Source organism: Streptomyces sp. KL109B, assembly GCF_030766935.1.
Taxonomy (GTDB): domain Bacteria; phylum Actinomycetota; class Actinomycetes; order Streptomycetales; family Streptomycetaceae; genus Streptomyces.
Genome location: NZ_JASERL010000004.1, coordinates 253,053 through 279,314, shown reverse-complemented (window position 1 = coordinate 279,314; position 26,262 = coordinate 253,053). Strand labels below are relative to the sequence as shown.

The following is a 26,262-nucleotide window of genomic DNA, read 5'->3' as shown; positions in this document are numbered from 1 at the left end:
GCCTTGTGCGTCTGCGACATCCTCACACCCACGTCCGGGGGCGGTAGCGGTTGGCCCGCTCCACCAGTTCGATCCTCTCCTCGCCGCGCTGAGCGAGCCTGGCCAGGGTCCGGTACGAGCGTTCCAGACCGAGCCGCAGTCCGCGCTCGTCCAGATCGCTGCCGAGCACCACCGCGCGTACGGGGTCCTGCCCGGTACCGGAACCCTGCCTACCGGAGAGTACCCAGTCGAGCGCCGTGCCGAGCACCTCGGTGGACAACTGCTCACGGCGCACCGCGTCGAGGCCGAGCGACTTGAGCGCCTCGACCTGTCCGGCGGCGGCCGTCAGATCGCCGAGGAACGGGGAACCGTTCTCCGCGTGTCCGCCCTGCGCCATCCGTCCGCGCAGCCGCGCCCGCACCGCAGCGACCCGCGCCGCCGTGTAGTGGATCGACGACTCGGGCACCGACTCCAGGGTGCGCACCGCGCCACCCCGGTCCCCGGCGGCGAGCTGCACGCGCGCGAGGCCGAACGCGGCGCTCACATAGCTGGGATCGGTCGACCACACCAGGCGGTAGTACTCCGCCGCGTTGTCGAGCTGGCCGAGCACCTCCGCGCAGACGCCGAGCGCCAGCTTCGGCGTCGGCTCGCCGGGGAACGCGTCGTAGATCGCGTCGAAGGACAGCGCCGCGTTCGTGTGGTCGCCGGTCGCGAGCGCCACCACACCCCGGTACCAGACCACCCGCCAGTCGTCGGAGTGGCCGGCCTCCAGGGCCGTCAACCCCTGTGCGGCGGCGTCGAGTTCACCCATTTCGAGGCGGGCCCGCAGCTCGCGCAGGCGCAGTTCGAGGGAGTCGGCGGGCGCCGCGCGCAGCGCCGCGATCAGCTCGGCGGGCGCCGAAGCCATCAGGCCCGCGAGGAACCCGGCGTTCGGGTCGCCCGGATCGACGCGCGGCACCGGCAGCGCGAGCGCCGTGCCCCGCGCCTGCAACGGCCTGACGAGTTCGGCGGGCGACGGCGGCAGCGCGGGCGCGGCGTGCGACGGCGGGGGCAGCGCGGCCGCCGCGGTCCGCGGGCCCTTGCCGCCCCGTACCCGTACGGGGATCTCGCGCGCCCCGAGCGGCGACACGTCGCCTTCGAGGCGCGCGAACAACTCCGTGTCCGTGACCTTCACTTCGGGCCCGAACAGCGTGGAGAGGGCGGGCCGCGGCCGGCCCGTCTGGAGCGCGACGACCTCCCGGAGCACGCCCGTCAGCTGCTCGATCATCTCCTGCGCGGAGGCGAAGCGGCGGGCCGGGTCCGGGTCGGTGGCGCGTACGAGGAGCCGGTAGAACGACTCGTACGTGCGGAAGACCTCGATGTTGTCGGGGTCGGGCAGGGAGTCCACGAACACGTTCGTGTAGCCCTGGAAGTCGAAGGTGAGCAGGGCGAGCGTGCGGGCCACCGTGTACAGGTCGGAGGCCACGGACGGGCCCAACTCGGCGACCTCGGGCGCCTGGAAGCCGACGGTGCCGTAGATCGCGCTCTCGTCGTCGTCCATCCTGCGGACCGCGCCCATGTCGATGAGCTTGAGCTGGTCCTCGGTCTGGATCGCGTTGTCGACCTTGAAGTCGCAGTAGAGGAGATTGCGGCTGTGGAGGTGACCGAGGGCTTCGAGGGCCTCGATGCCGTACGCGCACGCCTGCTCCACCGGCAGCGGATCCCGCCGCCCCTGCGGGGTGCGCCGCTCGTTGGCGATCTCCTTGAGGGACTTGCCGCCCACGTACTCCATGACGATGTAGCCGTCGAGGGAGCCGGTGCGCTGGTCGAGGTGCTCGACGAAGTTGTAGATCCGGACGATGTTGGAGTGCTCGATCTCCGCGAGGAAGCGGCGCTCCGAGATCGCGGCGGCCATCGCGTCCTGGTCACCCGTGTCCAGCAGCCCCTTGAGGACCACCCAGCGGTCCGACACGGCGCGGTCCACGGCCAGGTACACCCAGCCGAGGCCGCCGTGCGCCAGGCAGCCCACGACCTCGTACTGGCCGTGCACGATGTCGCCGGGGGACAGCTTCGGCACGAAGGAGTACGGGTGGCCGCACTTGGTGCAGAACCCTTCGGTGCGGCCAGGCCGCTCGCCGCGCGCGCGGCCCACCGGGGCGCCGCAGTCGGAGCGCGAGCAGAACCGCTTCCGCTCCGGCACCTCGGGGTTCTTCTGCACCATCTGGCGCGGGTCGGGCCGCGGCACCTCCGGCACCCTGACCAGACCCGCGCCGAGCCGCGCCCGGCCCGAACTGCCCGCGCTCGAACCGGAGCTGCGCACCGACACCGACCGCGAGGTCGACGACCCGGACAGCGAACGGGACAGCCGGCCCGATACCGACCTGCGGGACTGCGAGGAGCGCGAGGACGACCTCGCCGACCGGGACGAGGACCCCGAACTCTGTGAACCGCGCGGCCCGCCCGCGATCCCCGTCGGCGGCGTCCCCACCATGCCGCTCGACGACACGACAGGGGCGAGCCCGCACGTGTCGCAGTACAACTCGCCGCCGCCCATGTCCTCGTAGGACCCGGAGCAGCCGGGCCGCTGGCAGGTGGACGCCGCGGCCGGGGCGGCCACGGGGGAGCCCTGCGGGCGGGCGGCGGGGCGGTGCGTCGCGGCACTGTCACCGGAGCCGGAGCCGGAGCCGGAGCCGGAGCCGGAGCCGGAGCCGGAGCCCTGCGCCATGAGGCCGCACGTGTCGCAGTACAGCTCCCCGCCCATGTCCTCGTACGAACCCGTGCAACCGGGCCGCGTGCACCTGCCCGCATCGACCACGACTACGACTCCCCCCTGTGTGATCTTCTGTCGGCGGGCGCGGACAGCACGTCCGCCGCCGCCCGTTGGTAGCGCAGCACCGCGGCCTCCGCCGCGCGCAGGTCGCAGGGCGCGCTCCACAGCATGCGCCGCGCCGCGTCGTACCGCTCCACCAGGAAAGGATCCTCGGCGAAGCCGAGCCGCGCCACCTTCGCCTTGTACGCGTCGAGCCGCCCGCGCAGCTCCGCGCGCACCGCCAGCGGCGCCGTGACCGCAGACAACGAGTCGCGGGCGCGCAGCAGTTCGTCCTCCGCCTTCGACTCCAGCGACTCCAGGAGCGGCGAGAGCCGGTTCCACTGGGCGTGCCTGCGGTACTCGGCGGCCGTCGCCAACTGCTCCTGGAGCGCCGTCGGCGGGCCCGACACCGCGGGCACCTCGGACCCGGCTATCTTCGCGAGCACCTCGCCGCGCGCCGAGCGTGCCTCGGCGAGCGTACGGTCCGCGCGCGACAGCACATCCCGCAGCCGGCCGAGCCGCACCTCCGCGTCCTGCCGCACGGTCAGCACGGCCTCGATCTCCCGCCGTACGTCCTCCAGGGCGCGGGCCTCACGGTCGTACGCCGTCGTGTCGGGCCGGCCGCCGCCCGGCGCCGAACTCCCCGCCGCCTTCTGCCAGTACGCGAGCGGGTCCGAGACGACCTCCTCGCGCATCCGGGTCAGCGACTCGGTGATCCGCTCCAGGTCGTCGCCCGCCGGGTGCTCGCCGGGACGCACTCCCACGGAGTGCGCGAGCTGCCGGGTGCGGCCCAGTTCGGCGGCGAGCAGGTCGATGCGGGCGGGCAGCGCCGACCACACCGCGTCGGCGGCCACCACCATGTCGAGGGACGAGGCGTACAGCGTGTTCATCCGGTCGACGAGCGCCGCGAGCGTGAACCGCTCGGACAGCTTCGCGGGCCCGGTGATCGTGGGGGAGGGGCCGCCCGCGCCCGCGCTCGGCCCCGGAGCGACGGTGACGGACTCGCCGCGCAGCAGCTCGGTCAGCTCCACGAGGTCGCTCCGGTTGGGGAAGCGGCGCCGCGAGCGGATCTCCCGGGCCGTGCGCAGCGCGTCCGTGTACGCGTCGAAGTACGCCCACAGCAGCGTGATCTCCTGCTCGGCCGAGGCCCAGCGCTCCTGCGTCGTCCCGGTCAGCCGGGCGCCCTCCAGGAGCCGGCGCCCGGCGTGGTCCTGGAGGGCGAGCAGGGACGTCTCGATCGCTTCGTACTCCGCGCCGAGCCGGGCCAGGGCGCGGTCCACCTCGTCCCGGTCGAGGACTGGACCAGCGGGTCCCGCGACGCCCATCGATCACCTCTCGCTCTGCTCGTACTGGTCGGAGTCGTACTGGTCGGAGTCTTCGACCTCATGGGTCACTTGTACTTCGGTGCGGGCGGCCCGTCGGACGGGCCGAGCGCCGGCTTCAGCCAGTGGTCGTACGACTTCTGCCAGCCGTCCGACTCGCGGTAGTCCTCCAGGACCTGGTTGACCCGGCGCACCAGGTCGTCCGCGCCCTTCTTCATGGCGACGCCGTAGAACTCCTTCGTGTACGGCTCGCCCTTGAGCTGCACCGTCGGGTCCTGCGCGGCCTGGCTCGCCGCGAGCGCGCCGTCGGTGACGACCGCGTCGACCTCGCCGAGCTGCAGCCGCACCAGGCAGTCCAGCTGGTTCGGCACCGTCGTGGAGATGTCGGTGCTCTTCGGCAGGCCGCCGTCGTCGACCGGCTTCTTCTTGCCCTCCACCAGCGACGACTGGGCCGTCGAACTGGCCGCCGTACAGATCCGCTTGCCCGCGAGCGAGGCCCCGTACCCCTTGATGTCCGAGGTCTTCGGGGCGAGCACCTGCTGGCCGGTCTGGAAGTAGGCGGAGGAGAACGCGACGTCCTTGAGGCGCTCACAGCTGATGGTCATCGTGCGGACCACCATGTCGACCTCGCCGCGCTGGATCGCCGGAATCCGCTCGTTGGTGGGGATGGCGCGGAAGCGGACCGCGTTCCGGTCGCCGAGGATGTCGCCCGCGATCTCGTGCGCGAGATCGATGTCGAAGCCCTCCAACTCGCTCTTCTTGTTCGTGCTGTTGGGGTCGCGGTAGCCCCAGCGGTAGCTGTTCTGGTCGACGCCCACCGACAGATGGCCGCGCTCCTTGATGGCCCGCACCGCGTCGCCGCTCTCGCTGCCCGAAGGGGTGAGGCTGCGCTCCGGCTCCTCGCCCTTCACCGCGGGATCGCAGTCGTCCGCCTTCACCTGCCGGCCGTCGACGAGGCCCCCGGAGGCGTAGCTCGTCGTGCCGTCGTGCGAAGGGCGCTGCTGCGTCACGGGGAGCAGCAGCGCGAACACCGCCGTGAGCGCGCAGGCGACCGCCATGGCGGCCACGCCGCCCCAGCCGCGCAGAGTCACCCTCCGCGCCGTTCCTCGCTCGTTCGCCCGCCCGTCTCCCACCACCGCCCTCAATCGAGGCTTCGCCGCCCCCATTGCTGCACCCCCTCTCACCGGTACTCCGAAAGCCTGCGCCCGATGCCGAACACCGCGCCGCCCGCGGCGAGCACCGCCAACAGGGCGGCGCCGACCGGCAGTCCGGTCATCGCGTCGCGCCCGCCGCTCGCCTCGGAGCCGAACTGCCGCTGCTCGTGCGCGAGGGCCTTGTCGAGATTCTTGTCCACCAGATCGAAGCACTCACCCGTCGGCTTGTCCTCCTTCGACCCGATGGTCTTGTCGAGCGCGCCCTGGTACTTGCCGGCGTCGTCCATGTGGCGCGCGTCCGTGTGGCGCTTCTGCCATTCCTTCATGCTCGCGTTCGCCTTGGTCACCGGCGCGCTGCCCGCGTCGTCGTCCTCTTCGGCGGCGAGCGCGTGCGCGGCGTCCAGCTTGTCGGCGAGCGCGGTCATCTCCTGCTGGAAGTCGACGTCGTACTTGTCCTTGATCTCGCCCTTCACGGTCACCGTCTCGGCGCCCCGGCTGACGAGCGTCAGGTTCTCGCTGCCGCGCGCCTTCAGGGACGCGATGCTCGCGTCGTGCAGCACGTTCAAGGACCGTACGCCATGGTCGTAGGACGCCGTGAGTCCGCTGCGCGCGATCGTGTGTCCCACGACGAGCCACAGCAGCACCACGGTCGACGCCGCGGTGGCGGCCAGCAGCCCTTGGTTGAACACCCGGTTCGTACGGCGGTAGTTGCGCCGCTGGGCCCACGCGAGGCCCCCGAGGGCGAGGACGCCGAGCGCGATGGCGATCCACGGGTACGGCGTCGCCGAGTCGTAGTCGTCGCGCAGCCGCTGGTTCTCCGTCTTGTAGAGGTCCTCGGCGGCCGGGAGCATCTGGGTCTGCATCTTCTCGTTCGCGTACCGCAGATACGCGCCGCCCAGCGGGAAGCCCTGCCGGTTGTTGGCGCGGGCCCGCTCGATGAGGCCCTTGTACTGCGGCAGCAGCTTGTTCAGCTCCGCGATCGTCCGCGCCGAGCGGGTGCCGGGGTCGGTGCTGGCCGCCGCGGTCACCAGCTTGTCGGCCGCGGTGCGGATGTCGCGCTCGTACCGGTCGCGCGCGGCCGCCGGTTCCTGGCCCCCCGCCAGGAACCCGCTGGACGCCGCCGTGTTGGCGTCGGCGAGCGAGCGGTAGATGTCGGCGGCGTCGGCGCTCAGCGGCTGGCTGGAGTGCAGTACGTCGTCGGCGGCGGCCGAGCGGTCCGTCATCTGCCACGCCGCCGTCGCGCCGAACGCCACGACGAGCAGGGCCAGTACGGCGCCGATGATGCGGAGCCGGCCCGGCTCGGTCGTGGCGGCCGCCTTCAGGCGGTCGACGCCCTCCGCCCACGCGGTGCGGCGCTTCGGCTCGGGCGTGCCGGGTGGCGCGCCGCGCTGCGGTGGCACGCCCGGCATCGGTGGTGGCGCGGCGGCGGGCTGCTCCGGCGGCGCCAGGCTCCCGTTGTGCGGGTATGTCACTTCGACCCTCCCCCATGGTCGTACGTCGGTCGCAAGTATCGCTTCCGCGGGTGACATCCGCACAGGCATTGACTGGATCTTGTGCGGAACGCTCCGCTTTGGAACACGTGGGGGGAGGGGGTTCGGTTCCCTTGGTTGTTCGGCCGGAGCCGGGGGTGCGGTCGCGGGGCGCTGCCCCGGACCCCGCTGCTCAATCGCCGCAGGGGCTTGAACGGGGCTGAGTTGAGCGGTAATGGGCGCGTATGCGGGTGTATGCCTCCGGCGGGGCTCCCGCCGTGTCCAGGGCCAGCAGGGCCGCGCCCAGGACCGGGCGTTCGGCGACCACCCGGGGGGTCGCTTGCGGGGCGTGCTCGGAGAGCAATGTGGTGACGCGGTCGTTGAGTTGGGGGTGGCGGGCCGCAAGGACGCTGCCGCCGAGGAGGACGGGGACGGGGGAGTCCAGGAGGTCGAGGCGGCGCAGTGCCACCGTGGCCATGGAGACCACCTCGTCCGCCATGCGGTCGACCAGGGAGCGGGCGACCGGGTCGCCGGAGGCGGCCGTGGCGAAGAGGACCGGGGTGAGTTCGTGGCGGCGGGCCATGGGGATGCGGCCCAGGTGCATCGCCTCGATGAGGGCGTACATGGAGGGGAGGGAGAAGTGGGCGGGGAGGGTGTCGGCGAGGGCCGTCGCCTCGCCGCGGCCGTCCTCCGCGCGGGCGGCGAACCAGATCGCCTCCTCCGCCAGGCCCCCGCCGCCGCCCCAGTCCCCGGAGAGACGGCCGATCGCGGGGAAGCGGGCGGTGCGGCCGTCGGGCAGCATCCCTGCGCAGTTGACGCCCGCGCCGCACACGACGGCGACGCCGCGCGGTTCGGCGTCCTCCAGGAGGCCCGCGCGCAGCACGGCGAAGGTGTCGTTGCGGACGTCGACGGCGGAGCCCCAGCGGCGTGCGGTGAGGGCCGCGGCCAACTGCCGTTCCTCCACCGGCAGATCGGCGTTGGCCAGGCACGCCGACACGTGGTCGACCGAGGCCACGCCCGCCTGCGCGAAGGCGCGGGTGACGGCCTCCGCCAGGACGTCGACGGCCGGTTCCACGTTCGTCCGGTGCGGCTGGAAGCCGCCGCCGCGGGCCGTGCCGACGACGGTGCCGTCGGCCGCGACCACCGCGACGTCGGTCTTGCTGTTGCCCGCGTCGATGGCGAGGACCGTCATGCCCACGCGAGGTGCTCCCGGTTGTGCGCGATCAGGTCGTCCGTGAGCTGCTCGGCGTACTCGATCTGGCCGATGAGGGGATGGGCGAGGAGCGCCTTGAAGACACGGTCGCGGCCGCCCTTCAGGGCCGCTTCCAGGGCGAGGTCCTCGTAGGCGGTGACGTTGGCGATGAGGCCCGCGTACAGGGGGTCGAGCGTCGGTACGGCCAGGGGCTTGGCGCCCTTCGCGTCGACCGCGGCCTGGACCTCGATCACGGCGTCGTCGGGGAGGAAGGGGAGGGTGCCGTTGTTGTACGTGTTCACCACCTGGTGCGGGCTGCCGCCTCCGCCCAGCAGCGACGCGGCCAGGTCGACCGCCGCCTCGCTGTAGAAGGCGCCGCCGCGCTTGGCGAGCAGCTCCGGCTTCTCGTCGAGGGTGGGGTCGCCGTACATTGTCAGCAACTCCCGCTCCACCTCCGCCACTTGGGCGGCGCGGGAGGGCTTCGTGCGCAGTTCTCGTACGACCGCGTCGTGCTGGTAGTAGTAGCGCAGGTAGTACGACGGGACGACGCCGAGGCGGTCGACGAGCGCGCGCGGCATGTGCAGGTCCTCGGCGATGGCGTCGCCGTGGTCGGTGATCAGGCGCGGGAGTACGTTCTCGCCGCCGGGGCCGCCCAGGCGTACGCCGAGTTCCCACGTCAGGTGGTTGAGGCCCACGTGGTCGAGGTGCACCTCCTGCGGCGCCACGTCCAGGAGGCGGGCGAACTTCCGCTGGAAGCCGATCGCGACGTTGCACAGGCCGACGGCCTTGTGCCCGGCCTGGAGCAGCGCGCGGGTCACGATGCCGACCGGATTGGTGAAGTCGATGATCCAGGCGTCGGGGTTGGCGCGGCGTACCCGCTCGGCGATGTCGAGGACGACGGGCACGGTGCGCAGCGCCTTCGCGAGGCCGCCGGCGCCGGTCGTCTCCTGGCCGACGCAGCCGCAGTCGAGCGGCCAGGTCTCGTCCTGGTTGCGGGCGGCCTGACCGCCGACGCGCAGCTGGAGGAGCACGGCGTCCGCGTCGGCAACTCCCGCGTCCACATCCGACGTTGTACGTATAACCCCGGGGTGGCCCTGCTTGGCGAAGATGCGGCGGGCGAGGCCGCCGACGAGTTCGAGGCGCTCCGCGGCCGGGTCGACGAGGACCAGTTCCTCGATCGGCAGCGTGTCCCTGAGCCGCGCGAATCCGTCGATGAGTTCGGGTGTGTAGGTCGAGCCTCCGCCGACCACGGCGAGCTTCATAACCGAATAACCGTCCTTAGACCTTTAGCCCTTGACACCGGTGAGGGTGACGCCTTCGACGAAGGCTTTCTGTGCGAAGAAGAAGACGAGACAGACCGGCGCCATCACCAGCAGCGTGGCCGCCATCGTCAGGTTCCAGTTGACGCTGTGCGCCGACTTGAAGGATTCGAGCCCGTAGCTGAGCGTCCAGGAGGCCGGGTTCTGGGCCGCGTAGATCTGCGGACCGAAATAATCGTTCCAACAGTAGAAGAACTGGAAGAGAGCCACGGCTGCGATGCCCGGCTTCGCCATCGGCACCACGATCTTCAGCAGGGTCCTGAGCTCCCCGCAGCCGTCGACCTTCGCCGACTCGATGTACTCCTTCGGGATCGTCAGCAGGAACTGCCGCAGCAGGAAGATCGAGTACGCATCGCCGAACGCCATCGGGATGATCAGCGGCCACAGCGTCCCCGACAGGTGGAACTGCTGCGCCCACACCAGGTACATGGGGATCACGATGACCTGCGGCGGCAGCATCATCGTCGAGATGACGAGCAGCATCGCCGTACGGCGGCCCCGGAAGCGGAACTTGGCGAGCGCGTACGCGACGGGTATCGCCGAGCAGACCGTGAACAGCGTGCCGAGGCCCGCGTACAGCAGCGAGTTCTTCCACCAGTCGAGGAAGCCGTCCGTCTCGAAGACGGCCTTGTAGTTCTCCCAATGCCAGGAGTCCGGCCACAGGTCGCCGCTCATCGCCTGCCCGTCGCTCATCACGGACGTCAGGAAGACGAACACGAAGGGCAGCACGAACAGGAGCGCCACGGCGATCGCGATGCTGTGCACGGCGATCCAGTTCAGGACGCGCTGGCGGCGTGCGCGGCGCGCGGCGGGCCCGCGTTCGGGGGCGGGCCGCCCGGCGGTGACGGCGGGGCTCGGCCTGACAGTCGTAGAGGTGGTGGTCATGTCGATCAGTCCTCCGCCGCGAGCAGACCCGAGCGCTTGCGCATGAGCAGCGTGGTCACGGCCATGGCAATGGCGAACAGGACGAGCGAAAGCACGCACGCCGCGCCGGTGTTGAAGTTCTGGAAGCCCATCGAGTAGACGAGCTGCGGGACGGTGAGCGTCGAGTGGTCCGGGTAGCCGGGCTGGATGACGGTGCCGGGCCCGATCGAGACGCCCGACGCGATCTTTCCGGCGACGAGGGCCTGCGTGTAGTACTGCATGGTCTGTACGACGCCCGTGACGACGGCGAACATGACGATCGGGGTGATCGAGGGCCACGTCACGTAGCGGAATTTCGCCCAGGGCCCCGCGCCGTCGAGGTCGGCGGCCTCGTACTGCTCCTTCGGTACGTCGAGCAGCGCGGCCATGAAGATGACCATGAGGTCGCCGATGCCCCACAGGGAGAGCAGGACGAGCGAGGGCTTGGCCCAGGTCGGGTCGTTGAACCAGTTGGGCCCGTCGATGCCGACCTTGGCGAGGATCTCGTTGACCGGCCCCGAGCCCGGGTTGAGGAGAAAGACGAAGGCGACGGTCGCGGCCACCGGCGGCGCCAGATACGGCAGATAGAAGGCGGTCCGGAAGAACCCGACCCCGCTCTTGATCTTCGTGACGAGCAGCCCGAGCGAGAGCCCGAACACCACGCGCAGCGCCACCATCACCACCACGAGCCACACCGTGTTCCACAGCGCGGGCCCGAAAAGCGGCATGTCCCGGAACACGTACACCCAGTTCCGCAGCCCCACGAAGGTGGGCGCCTTGATCTGGTTGTAGTGCATGAACGAGAAATAGACGGTGGCGAGCAGCGGATACGCGAAGAAGACGCTGAATCCGATGAGCCAGGGGGACAGGAATCCCGCGATGCGCAGTCTGCGGCGCGCGGGCCGCGAAAGGGCGAGTGCCATAGGAGAAAGTCCCGTTCCTCAGTTCTGTGACTGCAGGGTGTCGGCGTCGATGAGTCGGTCGAGGCGTCGCAGCCCCTTGTGCAGATCGCCGACCTCGCCGGCTTCCTCTCCGTACGAGAAGTCCTGGAGCTGCGTGATGTACATGCCGCCGTTCGTGGAGGGCGGCATCACCTGGCTGTACTTGTTCCGCGCGATGCCGAGGAAGGTGCGGAACGTCGGATCGGCGTCCAGCTTCGGCGACTTGAGCGCGGCGAACGTCGACGGCACATTGTGAATGGCATTGGCGAACGACACGACCTGCTTGGTGTCGGAGGTCAGGAACTTCACCAGCTCCCACGCCGCGTTCTGGTGCTTGCTGCTGTGCGCGATGCCGGTGACGGTGCCGGTCAGATAGCCGCGACCGTACTTCTCCGCCTGATCGTCGGGCACGGGCAGCGGCGCGACACCCCAGTCGAACTTCGCCTTCGCGTCCTTCAGCATGAGCCCACGCCACTCACCGTCGAGGTGCATCCCCAACTTCCCACTCAGGAAGGCATTCTGATTCGACATCTCGTCACCGAACGACGTACGGAACTTCTCCAGGGCCTTGTATCCGCCCTGCGCGTCCGACAGCTTCTTCGCCGTCTTGAAGAAGTCGTACGTGGCGGGTTCATCGGCGAGCCGCGCATGCCCCTTCGCGTCGAAATACTTCGGACCCCACTGCGCGAAGAGCCGGTCCGGACTGTTCTGGTACAGCCGGAAGTTCGGCATGAACCCGACCCGCTTGTACGAGCCCCCGCCCTTGCCGTCCTTGACGGTGAGCTTCTTCGAATCGGCGACGAACTCGGACATGGTCCGCGGCGGCCGATCGATGCCCGCTTCCTTGAAGGCGTCCTTGTTGTAGTACATGCCGAAGGCGTCGGCGAGCAGCGGCAGAGCACACTGATTCCCGCGATAACTCGTGTAATCGAGCAGCGACTTCGGAAACACCTTCTCCTTGTCGAGCCCGGTCTTCTTCATGAACGGGTCGAGGTCGACCCACATGCCGGAGTCGCAGTACTGGCCGACATTGTTGGTGGTGAAGGAGGAGACGACGTCGGGGGCCTCGTCGCCGCCGGCCCGCAGGGCCTGGTTGGTGGTGGCGTCCGAGACATTGCCGGTGGCCTTCACCTTGATGTTCGGGTGCAGCTTCTCGAAGCGGGCGATCGACTCGTTGATCGCCTTCACCTCGCCGGGCGCCGACCAGCCGTGCCAGAACTTGAGCGTGACGGGCTTGGTCGGGTCGTCGGCGGCGCTGCCGGTACTCGGATTGGCGCAGCCGGCGAGCAGCAGTCCGGCCGCGGCGATCCCTATGGGCGCGTGCGGGGGTATGCGCCATCGCGGCATGGCGAACGTCCTTTGCGTGTACGGGGGTTGGGGGAGGTGGTGTGTGGGGGGAGGCGTGGGGGTGGGTCAGGCGTCGCTGGTGTCGAAGACGGAGTCGCGGGCCTGGGTGAGGGCGGTGCGCAGGGCTCCGGTGAGGATGGGGTCGCCGGCCAGGTCGCTGATACGTAGCTGGGGGCGGGGGAGAGCGAGCCCGGTGAGCTGCTCCTCGACCCGCTCGCGCAGCGCGTCGCCGCCGACCCGGGCCACCTGCCCGGACAGCACGACGAGTTCAGGGTCGACGACGGCGACGACGGCGGCGAGCCCGGTGGCGAGCCGCCGTGCGACCTCGTCGAGAACGCCAGGCGCGCCCAGCGCATCGCCCAAGTCCTTGACGCCACCCGCCAGTTCGCGGATCGCGGCGGCGGCCACGAGGCTCTGCAGCCCACCGCCGCCCCCGTCCGAGCGGGCGACGGCGCCGGACCCGCCGCGCGCGAGCGGCGCCCCCGGCAGCGGCATATAGCCGATCTCGCCCGCCCCGCCGGTCGCCCCGCGCAGCAGCACGCCACCCAGCACGATCGCGGCGCCGACACCCTCGTCGACGTACGCGAGCACGAAGTCGTCGTGATCCTGCGCGGTGCCCTCGTACTGCTCGGCGAGCGCGGCGAGGTTGACGTCGTTCTCGATGGAGACGGGCGTGCCGAGCACCTGCGCGAGGTCGTCGCGCAGCGTGCGGGAGTGCCAGCCCGGCAGGTGCGGGGCGTAGCGGAGCTGTCCTGTGCCGGGGTCGATGGCGCCGGGGGTGCCGATGACGGTGGCGGTCAGATCGCCGTGCCCGAGCCCCGCCTCGGCGAGCGCCCCGTCGACGGCCTCCGCGACGAGCTGGGCGGTGCGGTGCCGCACGTCCTCGCTGACGGCGTCGGCCTCGATGCGGCTCCGGCCCCGCTCGGCGCCGGTGATGTCGGCGACGACGGCGGTGATGCCGGTCGGGTCGGCGGAGAGGGCGGCGACGTGCGCGGCGCCGGGGTCGATCTCGTACAGCAGGGCGTTCGGCCCCGGGCGGCCGGTCTGGCTGCCGGTGGTCCGCACGAGCCCGGCGGCTTCGAGCCGGCCCAGGATCTGCGAGGTCGTCGGCTTGGAAAGCCCGGTCAGCTCGCCGATCCGGGTGCGGGTGAGCGGGCCGTGGGCGACGAGGAGGTCCAGCGCGGCGCGGTCGTTCATGGCGCGCAGGACGCGGGGGGTGCCGGGGGTGGCGGGTGTGCCGGGGGTGACAGCCATGGCCGGGGCCCGCCTCCTCGTACTGTTAGGAAAGTTTCCTATTGGGGTGCGAGGAACGTAAGTCGCCCGCGAAGGAGGCGTCAAGAGCGAACGGCCCCCGGGCAACCAACTCGTTACCTGGGGGCCGTTGAGGGAGGAGTGCGGGAGGGGTTACTCGGACCGGTCGGCGTCTCCGGTCTCGTCGCCTGCGTCGCCTGCGTCGCCTGCGTCGCCCGCGTCGCCCGCGTCGGCCACGAGGAAGGCCGTGTCGAGCGCCGGATACGGGGCCGGCAGCGGAAGCGAACGCCCCAGCTCCACCTCGACCTTGGTGGCGTAGTGCGCCTTGGCCGGGTCCTCCTCCCGCACCGGGTCCGAGTAGGCGAAGGCCTTTCCCTGCTGGCGGTGCAGGAGTACGTAGACGGGCACTTCGGCGGCCGCGTAGCTGCGGTACTTCGGTCCGGTGTCGGTCTCGTGATTGCTGGAGGTGACCTCACCGACGAGCGAGAGCATCTCGATGGGGTACCAGCCCTTGTGGGCCTTGCGGTAGGACTCGTCGAGGTCGCTCGGCCGACGGCGGCGGACGTAGAAGTCGGGAATGGCCAGGGCGATGGTCTTGCCGCCCCGTCGGCCGATGCGGTAGCCGTTGCCGAACCCGGCCAGACGGATACCGGCCGAACGGAGCTGGAAGTAGAGCTCGGCGGCCTCATGATTGTGCTCGTCGTCGGGCTGTGGTGGCACGATGCCCATCCCCTCGAAGTACTCGGGACGAATCGGCACCTCGGATGCCTCTTCGAACGCGATCAGTAGATCGATGGGGTCCTGCTGCGGCAGCGTGCTCGGCTCGGTGATGGGATCGGCGCTCATCGCTTGTCCTCCCTGTCGCTGATGCCAGGCTACGCCCGGTACGGGCGCCCCAGCAGGGATCATTCGGGGCTGTCGCGCCCCGCGACCGGCACTCGCGCGCCATTCACCCGAACGTGCCGAAAGGGCGGAGACCGCCGACGGTGGCGGCCTCCGCCCCGGAGACGCGAAAACCCGGATCGAAGGTCAGGCTGAGATGCCTTCGATCCGGGCCAGTGCCTCGTCCGCGCCGAACGGCTGCAAGTACGGCAGCCAGCGCGGATCCCTATGTCCGGTCCCGATGATGCGCCAGGCCAGGCCCGACGGCGGAGCCGGTTTGTGGCGCAGACGCCAGCCGATCTCCACGAGGTGGCGGTCGGCCTTCACATGGTTGCAGCGGCGGCACGACGCCACCACGTTCTCCCAGGCGTGCTGACCCCCGCGGCTGCGCGGGATCACGTGGTCGACGCTGGTTGCGACGCCACCGCAGTACATGCACCGGCCGCCGTCACGGGCGAACAGTGCGCGTCGGGTCAGAGGAACGGGCCCCCGGTACGGAACCCGGACGAAACGCTTGAGCCGGACGACGCTGGGAGCGGCGACAGTACGTGTTGCGCTGTGCATGAAGGCGCCGGACTCCTCGAGGCACGTGGCCTTGTTCTCGAGGACGAGTACGAGCGCGCGGCGGAGCGGTACGACGCCGAGGGGCTCGTACGACGCGTTGAGGACCAGGACATGCGGCACGGATGCCTCCTTGTACGCCGGCGGCGCGTGGCTCGCGCCGGGACGATCTGTTAGTCAGTCTCCCCTCACGGCTGGTCGTGGCGCCACCATGTCCGCGTAACGGCCTTGGAGTGTTTTCGACCACACACCCTTCATTCCCGGTACGGACACGGTCGCCCTTGGGTGATCACTGTCTCTCCCTCGAACATGACGACGATCCACACACAATGCCCCGTTAGTGTGGTGGATCTGCCCGCTCCTGCCCCCGGACCATGTCCCCGAGCCATGTCCCGAGCAATGTCCCGAGGCGGGCAGATGGCTACGCCTGGAGGTACCTGCCGTGATCTTGTCCGTCCTGTCGGCCGCGGGGGCGAGCGATGCCTCGTCCGACCCCGATCAACACACCCTCAAGGACGCCCAGGAGCAGGCCGGACAGGCCGCGGGCTGGGTCGAGCAGAACTGGTCGACCTGGCTGAGCGTGGGTCTGCGCATCCTGCTGATCGTCGTCATCGCGTTCGTGCTGCGCGCGGTGATACGCCGCGCGATCACCAAGTTCGTCGACCGGATGAACCGCCGCGGCGAGACGGGCGCCACCACCGCGCTCGGCGGCCTGCTCGTGAACACGGAGCGGCGCCGCCAGCGTTCGGAGGCCATCGGCAGCGTGCTGCGCTCGGTCGCCTCCTTCGTGATCCTCGGCACCGCGGCGTTGATGGTGCTCGGCGCCTTCAAGATCAACCTGGCGCCGCTGCTGGCCTCCGCCGGTGTCGCGGGTGTGGCGATCGGTTTCGGCGCGCGCAACCTGGTCACCGACTTCCTGTCCGGCGTCTTCATGATCCTTGAGGACCAGTACGGAGTGGGGGACACGATCGACGCGGGTGTGGCCTCCGGCGAGGTCATCGAGGTCGGCCTCCGGGTCACCAAGCTCCGGGGCGCGGAGGGTGAGATCTGGTACGTCCGCAACGGCGAGGTCAAGCGCATCGGCAACCTCTCCCAGGGCTGGTCCACCGCCGCCGTCGACGTCACCGTCCGCGCCGACGAGGACCTCGACAAGGTCAAGGCGACGCTGTCCGAGGTCGCGGAGGAGATGAGCAAGTCCGAGCCCTGGAACGAGATGCTGTGGGGCCCGGTCGAGGTCCTCGGCCTCGACAGCGTCCTCCTCGACTCCATGGTCGTCGGCGTCTCCGCCAAGACCATGCCCGGCAAGTCCCTCACCATCTCCCGCGAACTGCGCTGGCGCATCAAGCGCGCCTTCGACGAGGCGGGCATCCGCATCGTCGGCGGCGTCCCGGCCCAGATGGAGGGCGAGGCCCCGGCCGACCCGACGGCCGGCATGTCGGCCCCCTCGGCCTACGCGTCGACGACGTCCCCGCAGTCGCTGGCGGCGTCGCCGATACCGCCGGCGAACCTGTCGAAGTAGGCGCGCCTACGAGGCGGGGGTGCGGGAGCGGGTGCTCCCGCACCCCCGCCTTCGCGTTACGTCGGCCGGTCCCACTCCGCGTACACGGTCTTCCCTACGCTCCTGGGCGCGCAGCCCCATCGGTCCGCGAGCGCGGACACCAGGGACAGCCCCCGCCCGAACTGGCCCACGTCCTCGGCCGGCCGCGGACTCGGCAACCGCTCGCCGCGCGGGTCGCTGACCTCTACGCGGAGTGTGGCGTCGGTGGTGTGGAGGTGTACGCGGATGAGGCGGTCGCGGAGGCTGCCGTGGAGGAAGGCGTTCGTGAGCAGCTCCGACACGACGAGGGCGGCGTCCCCGGCCAGGTCCGGGTGACCCCACTCGGCCACGAGGCGGGCGGTGCGGTGGCGGGCGAGGGGGGACGCTGCGGGCCACGGGGGTGTAGTCGAGGGTTTCGGTGTGGCGGACGGCGCCCTCGGGCGGGGGATCGGGTTCGGCCATGACGCGCACCTCCTTGTGCGGTCGGGGAGTTGGTGGTGGCTCTGCCGCGGCTGCGGGTGGGCAGGGCGGTGCGCTTCCGCCAACTGGCTGCGCCGGGTGGCGTGTTGAGTACAGACCGTAGCGATGAAAATGGGCTGGGTGCAATCCACTCGGAGACAAGTGTCCCCAATGAGTGAAGGTCATCGACGAGTCGGTACTCGCCGGGCGACACTGAGTCAGTGAATCGATCGGCACAAATTGGCAATCGGGTCTCAACTGTGTTGGGGCGAAGGCTCGGTGGCGAGCTGCTGCGGCTGCGCGACGCCGCGGGGAGGACGCAGCAGCAGGCCGCCGAGGTCATCAACGCGACCAACTCGAAGATCGTGAAGATGGAGCGCGGATGGGTCCCCATGCGGGATCCGGACATCCGGGCGCTCTGTGAGTTCTACGGTAAGGGCGACCGCAAGGTCGTCGCCAGGCTGTCCGAGCTGGCCAAGCTGGATCGTGAACGTCGCAAGGCGAAGGGCTGGTGGCAGCAGGCCCTCGGTGCCGGGGCCCTGGCCGAGTACATCGCCATGGAGGACGCGGCGACGCGGGTGCGGAACTGGCAGCACTCCCTCGTCCCTGGGATGCTCCAGATCCCCGCATACACCAGATCTTTGGGGGTGAGCGAAGGCTTCTGGGAGGATCCGAACTTCGTCGAGCACGCGGTCGAGGTGAAGCAGCAGCGGCAGCAACGCCTCTACGGCGAGCGTCCGCTGAGCTGGTTCGCCGTGGTTTGGGAGGCCGCGCTGCGACAGCAGGTGGGCGGGCCCTCGGTCATGCGGGCCCAGCTGGAGCACCTCATGGACGTCTCGGAGCGGCCCAACGTCACTATTCAGGTGCTGCCGTTCCGGGCCGGTGCCCACCCCTGCATCGCGGGGGCGTTCAGCATCCTTTCCTTCGCCGAGGAGGGGTCACTGGACGTGGTCCAGTCGGACACGGTCACCGGCATGGGGTGGGTCGAGGACATCGAGACCGGCGCCACGTACAGCCACCTCTTCGACCACACCGCCCGGATGAGTCTCTCGGAGCATGAGTCCCTGGCGCTCATCAATTCCCTGCGTAAAGAAGTGTGAACCGTGCCCGAGTTCCAGTTCCGCAAGTCCAGCTACAGCAACATCCAGGCCGAGTGCCTGGAGGTCGCCCGCAACATCCCCCGGACCGTGGCGGTCCGCGACTCGAAGGACGCCGACGGGGCCATAGTCCGGCTCACCCCGGCCAGTTGGACCCGCTTCATCGACACGTTGCGGTGACCCTCACCGTCGCTTCCTGCGCGGGCCCACGGCCACGTACAGCATCGTGCCCACCATGAACGCGACCAGCGCCACCGCCCACGCTCCCCGCTGTGGGCCCGGTTGCATCGACCAGGTCCAGAGGGTGGCGGTCTTCATGCCCGGTGCCGAGTACGACAGGTAGACCGCGCCGAAGTAGAGCGTGGGCGGCAGCCAGCTGAGGCGGGCGCCCAGCAGCACCGTGGCGGTGGCCGTGAGGCCCGTGGCGCCCAGGACGTTGCGGGCCATCGCCGCCGCGCCGAACTCCTGGGAGTGGCCGGGCACGGACAGGGCGAGGGTCGTCGCGGCGAGGGCGGTCAGGGCGAGCAGGTGGGCCAGGCGCGTCGGCCACCAGGGGCGGGCGGCGGTGCGGTCGAGTTCGGGTGCGCGCTGGTGCAGGCTCGTGCCGATCGCCGACGCGGCGGCCAGCGGGCCGAGCGCGAGCAGCGGGATCCGGCGGTACGGGTCGATGAACGTCTCCGTCAGCGTGGCCGCCCACAGGGTGAACAGGGCGGTGGCCGTGATGAGTGCGAGCGTGGCGGGCGCCGAGCGCGAACGGGCGTACAGGAGCGCGGAGTTCATAGCTTCGGGGCCTCCTGTGCGGTGCGGTCGCAGTGGCGGAAGTACGCGAAGTAGCGGCTCAGCCACGCGCGGCGCTCGGCCGGGGCCATCGCGGCGAGGCGCGCGGCGCCGGCCTTCTCGGCCTTGATGCGGACGGCCTGGCGGTGGTCGCCGCGCGCGGAGTCCCTGTCCGTGCGGGCCTGGTGGCTCACGGGCGTCAGCCAGCGCATGACCGCGTCGTCGGTGACGGTGTCCTCCGGCAGCGACGGGCAGTCGTATCCGCCGAGCGCCTCCCGGGCCTCCCACCGGTAGTGCGCCGGGTCGAGGAACCTGCCGCGTTCGACGGTCCAGCCGTACGAGATCATCGGCAGCGCCGCCTCGCCCGGCCCCGGCCGGCCCGGCAGATCCTCGAAGCGCGTCGGCAGGTTGCGTACGCCCTTCAGCTTGTCGGTGAGGGGGCGCAGCGCCCGCGTCGTCGCGGGCAGCAGCCGGGCGTACGTGGCGTTCACGCAGATCTGCGGGGTGGTGGAGGTGTCGCACACCTGCTGGTGGTAGCGCGGGTTGGGGCGGGTCATCGAGTCGCCGGTGGCGGTGAGGGTGACGGCCGCGGCCAGCGCCACCAGCGCCGGGAGCAGCGCCACCCAGCGGCGCCGGGCCGCGTACGCGAGGGTGGCCGTGGCGGCGAGGGCGAGATACCAGGTCGCCGTGAGCAACGGGTGCCACCAGACGAGGAGTTCACGTGCGGGGGCGTAGCCGGGGGCCGGGCCAAGGAGCCTCGGCAGGTCGAGCTCCGGCGCGTATTGCAGGAAGCCGAAGAGGCCGTATCCGGCGAGGGCGAGCAGCGGGGGCGCGAGGCGCCACCGCACTGTCGCGCCCACCACGTGTCCGAGCAGCGCGCACGCCGCGATCGTCCCGGCCGCGCCGACGAGCGCGGTCGGCAGGACGCTGTCCCCGTACGCGTACGGCCAGGTGGCCAGCAGTGCTCCCGCCGCCGCGAGGGCGTATCCGGCGAGCAGCCACACCACGAGCGGCAGCGCCGTCGCGGCGTGCCGGGCGAGCGGGGAACGCGCGGCCGAGACGCGCAACTCGCCCGTGCCGCGCCGCCGTTCGCGCCCGCCCTGCCAGCACCCGGCGCCCAGGGCGAGCGAACCGCCGACCACCACGCCGGCGCCGCGCACGAGGTCGGTGGTCTCGCTCCAGTCGCCCTGCCACTCGGAGGACTTGGCCACGAGGACCCAGCCGAGCGCGAGCGTGAATGCGAGCCCTGCCCAAGGCGCGAAGCCGCGCCGCAGTTCGGTGCGGAAGGGGCGCGGCGCGGGCCGGGTGGTCGCGGGTGCGGTCGTCGTCGTCATCTTCGGACCCCCGCATCCGCGCGAGCGGCACGGTGGGCGCGCAGCGCCGTCGTATAGCCGCGTTCAATGGCGTTGCCGTCGGTTTCGTCGCCGTCGCGGCCGAGGGCGGCGAGGGCGGTGGGGGTGCCGCGGTAGGCGACCCGGCCCGAGTCGAGGAGGGTGACGTCGGTGCAGGCGGCGGTGACGTCCTCCACGAGGTGCGTCGACACGATGACGGTGGCCTCCGCGCCCAATTCGCGCAGCAGCGCGCGGAATTCGACGCGCTGCTCCGGGTCGAGGCCGGCCGTCGGCTCGTCGAGCAGCAGCAGCTTCGGCTCGTTGACGATGGCCTGCGCGATGCCGACGCGGCGCACCATGCCGCCGGACAGTGTCTTGATCTTCGCGTCGATACGGTCGGCGAGCCCGACCCGGATCACGGCCCGTTCGACGGCGGCGTCGGTCCGCTCGGCGGGCAACTCCTTCAGCCACGCCACGTAGGCGATGAACTCGCGGACCGTGAAGCCGGGGTAGTAGCCGAACTCCTGCGGCAGATAGCCGAGTTGGCGGCGTGCCGCGCGCAGGGCGGCGGCCGAGCCGGTGTCGGCGCCGAACAGTTCCACCCGGCCCGCGCCGCCCGGCCGTGCCACTGTCGCGAGGACTCGTACGAGGGAGGTCTTGCCCGCGCCGTTCGGGCCGAGGAGACCGTGCACACCGGGGCCGAAGTCCAGGTCCACGGCGTCCAGGGCAAGGGTGCGGCGGTGCCGCACGGTGAGCGCCGACACCCGTGCGGTGCCGGTCGCCGTCATCGTCGTCGTCACTTCGTCTCCCAGTGGGCGTACGTGTTCCTGCGTACGGCGACGACGGCGGCGCACAGCACGAGTGCCGCCGCCCAACTCGTCTGCGCCGTCCGTCCGTCGAGGTAGAGCGAGAGCTGTGCGGTGATCCGCGACGTGAGGCCCGCGGCTCCCGGGGCGAGGCAGGGGCCCGCCACCGCGAGCAGCCAGCCGCCGCCGACCAGGGCGGTCGCCGCCCGGCAGCCGACGAAGGCGCCGAGTGCGAGCGCGGCGAGGGTGAGGGTCAGTCCGGGCAGCAGCCACGCGGCGGCGCCCACGTCGCCGGTGTTCGGCAGTGCAAGCCCGGTGAGGGCCAGTACGGGGATGGCGACGGCGAGGACGAGGCCCGTGCGGATGAGGAGGAGCGGTAGTCCGCCACGGGGGGTCGATGCCGCGAGTTCGTGGAGCGGGTCGGCGTGGCGGCCGTACGAGGCGGCGACGCCGGCGACCGGGACGACGGGTGCTGCCGCGAGCAACAGGGGGAGTGCGCCCGCGAAGTGGGCCCCGTACGCGAGGCCGAGGGCGCCCGCGGCGACGCCGAGCAGCGCCGCCGCCCACGCGCCACGCCATCCGCCGGCCCTGGCCACCCGCCCCCACGCCACGGGGCTCCGCCCCGGACCCCGCGCCTCAAACGCCGGCGAGGCTGAAAAGATCGGGGCTCCGCCCCGGACCCCGCGCCTCAAGCGCCGGCGAGGCTGGGAATGCGCAGGGCGGGTCCAATGGTGCCGGCCGCTCCGCCTTGGGCAATCTGCTGCCTTGGGCGGCAGGGTGGGCAAGGCGGCCCCCGGTGCCGCGTGCGCAGCACTGTGGCCCCCGCCCCGTTCCAGGGAGGCAGCCGCAAGCACCGCCTCCCGTACCGACGCGACGACCGGACCCGCCGCGCCGCCGGCCACCACCCCCGACACCCGTGCGGCGCACATCTCGCACGCCTCCACGTGCCGCTCCACGGACCAGCAGTCCGGCTCCGGCAGCGCCCCCGTGGCGTACCGCTGCGCCACCCCTTCGCTCACGTGCCACGTCGCGGTCACGTCGTACCCCCCATCGGCTCCAACGCGGCCAGTGCCGCCCGCAGTTCACGTCGCGCCCGCAGCGCCCGCGTCTTGACCGTCCCCTCAGGTATCCCGAGTACCCGCGCCGCCTCCCGCGTGGTCAACCCGTCCACGACGGTGGCGCGCAGCACTTCGCGCAGCTCCGGCGAGATCCGGTCGAGGGCCGTGCCCACGTCCCCGTACTGGAGCCCGGCGAGGACGTCGTCCTCGGCGGACGGCGCCACCTCGGCCACCGGCGGTTCGAACCGCGCGACCCGCGCCTGCGCACGCCCGGCGTCGGCGAGGCGCCGCACGGCGATCGTCCACAGCCAGCCGCCGACCTCCCCGCCCCGGTGCGCGTCGGCAGAGCGCCACACCGCGAGGAACGTGTCCTGCAGCACCTCGCGCACCGCTTCCGGATCCCCGCACCGCCGGCTCAGCCGCGCGTGCAGCCACCCGGCGTGCCGGTCGTACAGCGCGGCCAGCGAGTCCGCGTCCCCCCGGGAGACGGCCCGCAGCAGCGCCGCGTCCCCCGTGTCCCGCTCTCTCTCGGCCCCCATGGGGCGGAACAGTCTCACAACCCGTCTATCGACGAGCCGCGCCCGCTCGGTTCACGGACGCGCCGACCACCTCAGTCGGCGACGGCGTACGCCCCCACCGACCACAACGAAACCCCGTACTGCGTAGCCCTCTTGTCCCCCACGACCCGCACGAACCGCACGTCCTTCGCGTCCATCCGAACCGACTCGCGCCCGCCCTGCCCGTCCCGCACGGTCGCCGCCGTGCGCCACACGCGGCCGTCGGTCGACGTCTGGACGCGGTAGTGCGTGGCGTAGGCGTCCTGCCAGTGGAGGGTGACGAGGCCGAGGCGTACCCGGTCGCGGAGTTCGACCTGCCACCATTCGCCGTTCTTCGCCGGGGACGACCAACGGGTCGTCGACCGGCCGTCGTTGGCGTCGGCGGCCGGGAAGTCCGGGGTCTCGTCCGCCGACGAACTCGCCTTGCCGGTGCGGGCCAGGTCGGGGCCCGACGTGCGGGGGTAGGCGCGCACCGAGAGGGTGCGGGTCTCGTCGCCGAAGCGGAACGGGATGTCGTACGTGCCCGCCGGGGTTCCCGACGGCACCGTGACCTTCACCGGCACGTCCACCTTTGTGCCGCGCGGGAGTTCGGACCGGTCCGGAAGGTCGACCTTGATGCCGTGCGGGGCCTTCGCCGTGAGGCGGCCGTGGACGTTCCCCGGGCGCTGCGCCGTCAGGTGGGCCGTCAGGCGCTGCGGGTCGCCGCCGATCTCGGCGTCGGTCTCGGTGCGGGCGAGGGAGACGGTGGCCGAAGGGGAGTCCGCGTACCAGGGGACGACGTGGGCCACCTTGCCGCCGGAGGCATCCGCCACGCGGATCGCGTCCGCCCGCGTGTTCTTCGCCTTCAGCTCCGTGAAGCCGCCCTCCGCCAGCGCGCCGATGCGCTTCCAGCCCTCGCCGGGGACGTGCGCCTCCACCGTGCCCGACGTGTCCGGGTCCGCGAGGACCGTGACCGTCGACAGGGCGCGCGGGCGCGGGAGTTCGGCCTTCGTGCCCTTTGCCGCGTCCGCGCGGTCCGTGCCCGACCAGGAGGCGAACTCCTTCTCGGCGCGGGTCAGGAAGGGGGCCAGTACTCCCTTGCCGACCGTGACGTGTGAACGGTCCAACTCCTTGCGGAATACAGCCAGTTGGCGGGCCGCCTGCCACGCCGCCGCCTTGTCGTCGCGGCTCGCCGCCTCCAGCATGTCGACTGCGGCCTCGCCCGCCTCGCCGTAGCGGCCCAACTTGTCGGCCCACGGGCGGACTTCCGAGTCCAGCGATGTGCCGTCGAGGGCCGATGGCGTGCGGCGCATGCCCGTGAACGCGTCGCGCAGCGCGGCCGCCGCCTTCTTCGTGCGGGCCGCGTCCGTCGTCGTACGGGCCTTCCAGAATTCCGAGAGGAGGGGGCGCAGGTACGCCGATTCGTCCGCGCCGAGCACCGACGACGCGTCGTTGCCCGCGAGGGCGGTGAGCGCCGACTCGGTCTCCTTGTCGCCGTCCGCCAGGTCGTCGATCGCGGCCTTCCACGACTCCTGGGCGCGGTAGTCGCGCGGGTTCCACGCGTAGTCCGCCGTCGTGAACAGGGGGATGCGGGAGGCCGCCGGCTGTTCCATGGCGGTGGCCAGGACTGCCGCGGAACCCGAGGCGACCGCTGGTTCGCGGCCCGTGTACGGGCCCAGGAAGATACGGTCCTGCGCGTAGTCGTTGACCGGGTAGTTGTCCATCGTGAGCAGCCGGTGGCCGCCGCCGAACGCGGCCTGTGTGCCTGCCAGTTCGGTGCCGGTTATGGTGCGCGGCACCACTCCGACGCCGGTCCACGCGACCTCCACCGCGTCGTCCAGGTCGCGGGCGAGCGCCGTGCGGTACTCCGTCGTGCCGTCCTGGTAGAACTCGGTCGGCATCAGGGACAGCGGCTCGGCCTCCGGGTGCCGGGCCGCGAGGTGCTTGGCCACCGCGTTCGCGACCTTCGCCTGCGCCTTCGCCGCCGCGTCCGGTCCCGAGCCGAACTCGCGCGCGTCCGACTCGCAGTGCCACTCGCTGTACGACACGTCCTGGAACTGGAGCTGGAAGGCGCGGACGCCCAGCGCCCACATCGCGTCCAGTTTGCGGGTGAGGGTCTTGACGTCGTCCGGGGACGACATGCACATCGCCTGACCGGGAGCCACCGCCCAGCCGAGCGTCACGTGGTTCGCGCGCGCCCGCTCGGCCAGCTTGCGGAAGTCGGCGCGCTGGTCCGCCGGGTACGTCTCGCGCCAGCGGGCCTGGCGGTACAGGTCGTCGCCCGGCGCGTACAGGTAACGGTTCTGCTTGGTGCGGCCCATGAAGTCGAGCTGCTCCAGGCGCTGGTCCGTCGTCCACGGCGTGCCGTAGAAACCCTCCGTCATCCCGCGGACCGCCGTGCCCGGCCAGTCCCGTACGACGACCCCCGCCACCGTCCGCTTCTCGACCAACTGCCGGAAGGTCTGCGCCGCGTGGAACAGGCCGTCGTCGCCGACGCCCTCGATCGCGACGGTCGGCCTCCCCGACGCGTGCCCCACGGCGAGCCGGTAGCCGCCGGACGGCAGGTCGCCGCGGTCCCCCGCGCCCATCGAGCGCAGCGCCGCGTCGAGCGGACTGCCCCTGCCCTTTCGGGAGTCGGCGCGGTACTCACCCGCGCCCGTCCTGGCCTGCCGGGACTCGGTGCCGATCCGCACCACGAGCCGCGCGTCACCGGGCACGTCGGCCTCGGCGGCGACCTGCCGGATGTGGCGGGCTCCGGCGTCCCGCAGCGTCGTACGCAGCGCTTCCACGGCGTACGTGTCCGAACCCGGCGGCGCCACCAGCGTCACCTCGTCCGGGACCGTGACCCCCGCCGCGTCCTCGGAGGAGTCCGCCGCCTTGAGGGACTGCGGGCGCGGCCACACCGCGGGCAGCTTCGCGTCCGGCTTCAGGTCACCCGTGGTCGTACCGGGTACCGGGGGAGCGGCCACGGCGCCGGTGGCACCGCCCAGCGTTCCGGCGATGACGGCGACCGCGAGGGCGGCCGCCCTCTTCCTGCGCCGGAGCTGCACGGCGTACTCCTTATGGGTCGAACCTGGCTCAAGGAGGACTAAGGATAGAAGGGATGCGGCGGCGCATGGGAGGTAACCGGCCGTACCGACGAGTTGCCTGGTGGGGCCGGAGTTTTTTCGGCCACCGCGGGCCTCTGGTCAAATTCCTTTCGTCACACACAATGTGGCAAGGAACACGTTGTCCCACGGAAAAGGTCTGCGGCCGTGCCTTCTGGGTAGGGCTCCCGACTCCCGACGCCTTACGACGAAGGAGGCCCTCGTGGCCGCATCAGCGAACCTTCTGCTCTCGGCCCTCTCCAAACAGGCGGAACTCGGTTCCCTCGACGACACCGACCTGAGCACCCTCGACGACGCGGACACCAGCACCTGCTCCTTCGAAGCGCCCCTCACCAGCGAACCGCCCTTCGCGGACTACGCGCCCCTGACTTCCGAGCCGCCCATGACCGACGAGGCGCCGCTCACCTCCGAGCCCACCCCCGGCTGGATCGCCGCGGGCTGAGGCC

23 protein-coding genes are annotated in these 26,262 nt (G+C 71.5%); 4 read left to right on the top strand and 19 right to left on the bottom strand.

Translation table 11 applies throughout. The features are described from left to right. Positions 1 to 22: 22 nt before the first annotated feature. The 12 genes from RBJ65_RS15890 to RBJ65_RS15835 form a co-directional block, all read right to left on the bottom strand. A complete protein-coding gene (locus RBJ65_RS15890; protein WP_306323136.1) occupies positions 23 to 2,512 on the bottom strand; it encodes a serine/threonine-protein kinase in 2,490 nt (829 codons plus the stop codon). Positions 2,513 to 2,775: 263 nt separating this feature from the next. Then, on the bottom strand, positions 2,776 to 4,092 hold the full coding sequence (locus tag RBJ65_RS15885; protein ID WP_306323126.1) for a hypothetical protein: 1,317 nt from the start codon (positions 4,090 to 4,092) through the stop codon (positions 2,776 to 2,778). A 65-nt stretch (positions 4,093 to 4,157) separates the two neighbouring features. Continuing rightward, positions 4,158 to 5,180 (bottom strand): glutamate ABC transporter substrate-binding protein, encoded by a 1,023-nt coding sequence (locus tag RBJ65_RS15880; RefSeq protein ID WP_372341434.1) that lies wholly within the window; start codon positions 5,178 to 5,180, stop codon positions 4,158 to 4,160. Positions 5,181 to 5,269: 89 nt separating this feature from the next. Then, on the bottom strand, positions 5,270 to 6,715 hold the full coding sequence (locus tag RBJ65_RS15875) for a hypothetical protein (RefSeq protein ID WP_306323125.1): 1,446 nt from the start codon (positions 6,713 to 6,715) through the stop codon (positions 5,270 to 5,272). Positions 6,716 to 6,905: 190 nt separating this feature from the next. After that, positions 6,906 to 7,910: an N-acetylglucosamine kinase gene (locus RBJ65_RS15870; protein WP_306323124.1), complete on the bottom strand. Its 1,005-nt coding sequence runs from the start codon at positions 7,908 to 7,910 to the stop codon at positions 6,906 to 6,908. Continuing rightward, entirely contained in the window at positions 7,901 to 9,166 is a 1,266-nt protein-coding gene (locus tag RBJ65_RS15865) for a 6-phospho-beta-glucosidase (RefSeq protein ID WP_306323123.1), read from the bottom strand. Before RBJ65_RS15865 ends, RBJ65_RS15870 begins: the two co-directional genes overlap by 10 nt. A gap of 24 nt (positions 9,167 to 9,190) precedes the next feature. Continuing rightward, positions 9,191 to 10,108: a carbohydrate ABC transporter permease gene (locus RBJ65_RS15860; protein WP_306323122.1), complete on the bottom strand. Its 918-nt coding sequence runs from the start codon at positions 10,106 to 10,108 to the stop codon at positions 9,191 to 9,193. A gap of 5 nt (positions 10,109 to 10,113) precedes the next feature. Further along, positions 10,114 to 11,049 (bottom strand): carbohydrate ABC transporter permease, encoded by a 936-nt coding sequence (locus RBJ65_RS15855; RefSeq protein WP_306323121.1) that lies wholly within the window; start codon positions 11,047 to 11,049, stop codon positions 10,114 to 10,116. Between the two features lie 18 nt (positions 11,050 to 11,067). Beyond that, positions 11,068 to 12,414 (bottom strand): ABC transporter substrate-binding protein, encoded by a 1,347-nt coding sequence (locus tag RBJ65_RS15850; RefSeq protein ID WP_306323120.1) that lies wholly within the window; start codon positions 12,412 to 12,414, stop codon positions 11,068 to 11,070. A gap of 66 nt (positions 12,415 to 12,480) precedes the next feature. Then, positions 12,481 to 13,668: an ROK family transcriptional regulator gene (locus RBJ65_RS15845; RefSeq protein WP_306323119.1), complete on the bottom strand. Its 1,188-nt coding sequence runs from the start codon at positions 13,666 to 13,668 to the stop codon at positions 12,481 to 12,483. Positions 13,669 to 13,818: 150 nt separating this feature from the next. Beyond that, entirely contained in the window at positions 13,819 to 14,511 is a 693-nt protein-coding gene (locus RBJ65_RS15840) for a Uma2 family endonuclease (protein ID WP_306323118.1), read from the bottom strand. Between the two features lie 183 nt (positions 14,512 to 14,694). Continuing rightward, complete coding sequence (locus tag RBJ65_RS15835) at positions 14,695 to 15,231, bottom strand: HNH endonuclease (protein ID WP_306323117.1); 537 nt, start codon at positions 15,229 to 15,231, stop codon at positions 14,695 to 14,697. Positions 15,232 to 15,550: 319 nt separating this feature from the next. On the opposite strand from RBJ65_RS15835, the gene RBJ65_RS15830 reads away from it, so the two are divergent. Further along, positions 15,551 to 16,627: a mechanosensitive ion channel family protein gene (locus RBJ65_RS15830; RefSeq protein ID WP_372341433.1), complete on the top strand. Its 1,077-nt coding sequence runs from the start codon at positions 15,551 to 15,553 to the stop codon at positions 16,625 to 16,627. 56 nt (positions 16,628 to 16,683) lie between these two features. Here RBJ65_RS15830 and RBJ65_RS15825 read toward each other — a convergent pair whose 3' ends face one another. Then, the gene (locus RBJ65_RS15825; protein WP_306323116.1) at positions 16,684 to 16,995 is read right to left on the bottom strand and encodes an ATP-binding protein; all 312 of its coding nucleotides are present in this window, start codon (positions 16,993 to 16,995) and stop codon (positions 16,684 to 16,686) included. 372 nt (positions 16,996 to 17,367) lie between these two features. Between RBJ65_RS15825 and RBJ65_RS15820 the strand changes: the two genes are divergently transcribed. After that, positions 17,368 to 18,204, top strand: a complete 837-nt coding sequence (locus RBJ65_RS15820; protein WP_306323133.1) for a helix-turn-helix transcriptional regulator — start codon at positions 17,368 to 17,370, stop codon at positions 18,202 to 18,204. A 3-nt stretch (positions 18,205 to 18,207) separates the two neighbouring features. Beyond that, a complete protein-coding gene (locus RBJ65_RS15815; protein WP_306323115.1) occupies positions 18,208 to 18,381 on the top strand; it encodes a DUF397 domain-containing protein in 174 nt (57 codons plus the stop codon). A 3-nt stretch (positions 18,382 to 18,384) separates the two neighbouring features. Here the strand turns inward: RBJ65_RS15815 and RBJ65_RS15810 are convergent, their stop codons facing one another. The 6 genes from RBJ65_RS15810 to RBJ65_RS15785 all read right to left on the bottom strand — a co-directional run bounded on the left by RBJ65_RS15810 (position 18,385) and on the right by RBJ65_RS15785 (position 25,759). Then, the gene (locus RBJ65_RS15810; protein ID WP_306323114.1) at positions 18,385 to 18,981 is read right to left on the bottom strand and encodes a hypothetical protein; all 597 of its coding nucleotides are present in this window, start codon (positions 18,979 to 18,981) and stop codon (positions 18,385 to 18,387) included. After that, positions 18,978 to 20,312, bottom strand: coding sequence for a hypothetical protein (locus RBJ65_RS15805; protein WP_306323113.1), 1,335 nt, complete (start codon positions 20,310 to 20,312; stop codon positions 18,978 to 18,980). Before RBJ65_RS15805 ends, RBJ65_RS15810 begins: the two co-directional genes overlap by 4 nt. Continuing rightward, positions 20,309 to 21,097, bottom strand: a complete 789-nt coding sequence (locus RBJ65_RS15800; protein WP_306323132.1) for an ATP-binding cassette domain-containing protein — start codon at positions 21,095 to 21,097, stop codon at positions 20,309 to 20,311. Before RBJ65_RS15800 ends, RBJ65_RS15805 begins: the two co-directional genes overlap by 4 nt. Before the next feature lie 8 nt (positions 21,098 to 21,105). Beyond that, positions 21,106 to 21,726 (bottom strand): hypothetical protein, encoded by a 621-nt coding sequence (locus tag RBJ65_RS15795; protein WP_306323112.1) that lies wholly within the window; start codon positions 21,724 to 21,726, stop codon positions 21,106 to 21,108. Between the two features lie 422 nt (positions 21,727 to 22,148). Beyond that, positions 22,149 to 22,712 (bottom strand): RNA polymerase sigma factor, encoded by a 564-nt coding sequence (locus RBJ65_RS15790; RefSeq protein WP_306323111.1) that lies wholly within the window; start codon positions 22,710 to 22,712, stop codon positions 22,149 to 22,151. A 71-nt stretch (positions 22,713 to 22,783) separates the two neighbouring features. Beyond that, positions 22,784 to 25,759: a beta-N-acetylglucosaminidase domain-containing protein gene (locus RBJ65_RS15785; protein ID WP_306323110.1), complete on the bottom strand. Its 2,976-nt coding sequence runs from the start codon at positions 25,757 to 25,759 to the stop codon at positions 22,784 to 22,786. 259 nt (positions 25,760 to 26,018) lie between these two features. On the opposite strand from RBJ65_RS15785, the gene RBJ65_RS15780 reads away from it, so the two are divergent. Continuing rightward, positions 26,019 to 26,258 (top strand): hypothetical protein, encoded by a 240-nt coding sequence (locus RBJ65_RS15780; protein WP_306323109.1) that lies wholly within the window; start codon positions 26,019 to 26,021, stop codon positions 26,256 to 26,258. The last annotated feature ends 4 nt before the right edge of the window (positions 26,259 to 26,262 follow it).

Coding starts and splice junctions, on each gene's coding strand:
- RBJ65_RS15850 (WP_306323120.1), bottom strand. CDS start 12,414: ATGCCGCGATGGCGCATACCCCCGCACGCGCCCATAGGGATCGCCGCG.
- RBJ65_RS15890 (WP_306323136.1), bottom strand. CDS start 2,512: ATGGGCGGCGGCGAGTTGTACTGCGACACGTGCGGGCTCGCCCCTGTC.
- RBJ65_RS15810 (WP_306323114.1), bottom strand. CDS start 18,981: ATGAACTCCGCGCTCCTGTACGCCCGTTCGCGCTCGGCGCCCGCCACG.
- RBJ65_RS15840 (WP_306323118.1), bottom strand. CDS start 14,511: ATGAGCGCCGATCCCATCACCGAGCCGAGCACGCTGCCGCAGCAGGAC.
- RBJ65_RS15855 (WP_306323121.1), bottom strand. CDS start 11,049: ATGGCACTCGCCCTTTCGCGGCCCGCGCGCCGCAGACTGCGCATCGCG.
- RBJ65_RS15805 (WP_306323113.1), bottom strand. CDS start 20,312: ATGACGACGACGACCGCACCCGCGACCACCCGGCCCGCGCCGCGCCCC.
- RBJ65_RS15885 (WP_306323126.1), bottom strand. CDS start 4,092: ATGGGCGTCGCGGGACCCGCTGGTCCAGTCCTCGACCGGGACGAGGTG.
- RBJ65_RS15845 (WP_306323119.1), bottom strand. CDS start 13,668: ATGGCTGTCACCCCCGGCACACCCGCCACCCCCGGCACCCCCCGCGTC.
- RBJ65_RS15800 (WP_306323132.1), bottom strand. CDS start 21,097: ATGACGGCGACCGGCACCGCACGGGTGTCGGCGCTCACCGTGCGGCAC.
- RBJ65_RS15790 (WP_306323111.1), bottom strand. CDS start 22,712: ATGGGGGCCGAGAGAGAGCGGGACACGGGGGACGCGGCGCTGCTGCGG.
- RBJ65_RS15860 (WP_306323122.1), bottom strand. CDS start 10,108: ATGACCACCACCTCTACGACTGTCAGGCCGAGCCCCGCCGTCACCGCC.
- RBJ65_RS15865 (WP_306323123.1), bottom strand. CDS start 9,166: ATGAAGCTCGCCGTGGTCGGCGGAGGCTCGACCTACACACCCGAACTC.